Below are 2,725 nucleotides of genomic sequence, written 5' to 3'. Positions count from 1 at the left end.
GTTCATGTTCAGAGCGAAGTCACGCCGACTCAAATTGATGATCTTTTCTCGTCCTACGACGGCCTGACCAAAGAGCTGGACGACTGGCTGCGCAGTGAGTGGGCCGGGTTTAAACCGCGGTGGTCGCAGTCGACCTTTGCGGCTGCCGGTAACGGCATGCTCGCGGGCAGTTGGAAGGCGATTGTGGGTGTATGGGACAGCATCAGCCTGCTCTCGGACATTCTCAAGGATCCCGGCAAGTTCGCTGAACGGTTGGGCAGTGGTGCCGGCCAATTGGCCGAGCTGGCAGAAAAATTTCCGGCCACGATGGCAAAAGTCCAGCTGCTGGTCAGTGACGAAGCGGCGCTCTGTTTACTGCTGCGCACTGCCAGCCTTTGGTTGGAGATGCTGCCACCCAGCGAAATTGCCGGCAAAACCGCCGAAGCGGTTTCAACGGCGGTGGTGCAGCTGCTCATCGAYATTCTGATCGGGATTGTCCTGACCTTCGCCGGTGCGGGGGCGGGCRTTGCCTATCTGGGGATGCGCCTTGCGAACTACGGTGCGCGGATCATCGACGCGGTGCTGGGTTTCGTCAAAGCGATCTTCACAATCATCAATAGCTTCATTTCCTACGTCGACCGTTACAAAACGGTCGCCGCACGCGGTGTTGCTGCGGGCATAAAGAAAGGCCGCATGCAACTGCGCTGGGATGCCAAACGCAACACCACGCTCAAGCAAAACGAACACCACGACAACGTCCCGGAACAGGCGAAAAACCCCAACGGCGACAGCGCCGATTCAGCGGCTAAAACCGCGACCAACAAATGCCCGGTGTCGATGGTCACCGGCGAAGAACTGCTGACCCTCACCGACGGTTCGCTCGACGGCGTCCTGCCGTTCGACTTCACCCGGCTCTATCGCACCAGCGCTGCCGAAATTGACTGCGGCCTCGGGTTTGGCTGGAGCCATTCCTTATCCCATCGACTGGAAATCGACGGCGATACGGTCATCTGGATCGACCACGAAAACCGYCGCACCACGTTCCCGCTGCCGTCCGCCGAACGCCCGRCGATCCACAACAGCCTGTCMCGCGCGGCGATTTACCTCGGGGCTGAACCCGAAGAACTGATCCTCGCCCAGGCCGGCGACGACACGCGCTTTTATCACTTCCACAACGGTCGACTGACGGCGATCAGCGACGCTTACGACAACCGCCTGCGCATCAGCCGTGACCGCCAAGACCGCATCCAGCGCCTCGACAACGGCGCTGGCCGCGCCTTGTGTTTGCGCTATGAACGCAGCCATTTGGTCGCCGTYGACTATCAAGTATTTGTCCCGGCGTCGACCCTCGAAGAGTGCTGGAGGACTGAGCAAACCCTGGTCAGTTACGCCTACGACGAACGCGCGCAACTCATCGAAGCGAGCAATGCCGCCGGCGAAAGCGAGCGCTACGACTACGACGACCAGCACGTCATCCTCCAGCGACAACTGGCCGGTGGGGCGAGTTTCTTCTGGGAGTGGCAACGGTCCGGCAAGGCGGCGCGCTGCATCCGCCACTGGGCGTCGTTTGCGCAGATGGATGCGCGTTATGTCTGGGACGACGCGGGCAGCGTCACCGTGCACAACCTCGACGGCAGCGAAGAGGTTTACGTCCACGACGAGCAGGCGCGGCTGGTGCGCAAGGTCGAGCTGGATGGCGGCGAGCAGCTCAAGGCGTACGACGAAGACGGTCGGCTGATTGCCGAGCAGGATCCGCTCGGCGCCGTCACCGAATATCGCTACGACGAAGTCGGTCGCCTTGTCGCGCTGATTCCGCCCGAAGACGAGCCAACGGCCTACGAGTATCGCAACGGTTTCCTGCACGCCCGTTATCGCGGTAAAGCGGTGTGGACCTGGCAGCGCAACGTGCAGGGGGATGTCACCGAAGCCATCGATCCCGATGGCCAGATCACCCATTACTACTACGACGACAAAGGTCAGCTGCTGTCGATCCGCTACCCGGACAACAGCCGCCATGTGTTCGTCTGGAACGGTTTGGGGCAGCTGGTTGAGGAAACGCTGCCGGACGGTGGGCAGCGGCGCTTTTCCTACGACGCATTGGGGCGGCAGATTACCCGCCAGGACGAACACGGTGCGGTCACGAAGTCGCAATGGGATGCCRTTGGCCGACTGATCCAGACGATCCTTCCCACTGGGGCGAGCCGCGCCTACAGCTACAACGCTTACGGAAAAATCACSGCCGAGCGCGACGAACTCGGCCGCATCACGCGCTACGAATACGTCGACGATCTGCACCTGRTCAGCCGCCGACTCAATGCCGATGGCACCCAGCTGCAATACCGCTACGACAACGCGCAGCTGTTGCTCACGGAAATCGAAAACGAATCCGGCGAGAAATATCGACTGGACTACACTCCCGGCGGCTTGATCCGACAGGAAACCGGTTTCGACGGCCAACGTACGGCGTACGCCTACGACCTCAACGGCCAACTGCTGGAAAAAATCGAGTTCGGCGCTGACGGCTCGCAGCTGATCACCGCTTACGAGCGGGACGCGGCGGGGCGGTTGCTGGTCAAGACTTTGCCCGACGGCATCCAGGTCAACTACCGCTACGACAGCCTCGGCCGCCTGATTGGCGTCGACGACGGCCATGACCATCCGCTCGAATTCGAGTACGACCAACAGGACCGCCTGATCACCGAACATCCAGGACCGCCTGATCACCGAACATCAGGGCTGGGGCACG

The 2,725-nt window shown here is 61.2% G+C and carries 1 protein-coding gene; it reads left to right on the top strand.

What is annotated here, in order from left to right:
- On the top strand, positions 1-2,725 hold a 2,725-nt coding region (locus AC1DSG_RS30015; protein WP_477794113.1), incomplete at both ends, for a DUF6531 domain-containing protein.

It is taken from the genome of Pseudomonas sp. P5_A12, assembly GCF_056400685.1.
Note: the sequence above shows the minus strand (reverse complement) of the source record. Positions and strands in the feature narration are given on the sequence as shown.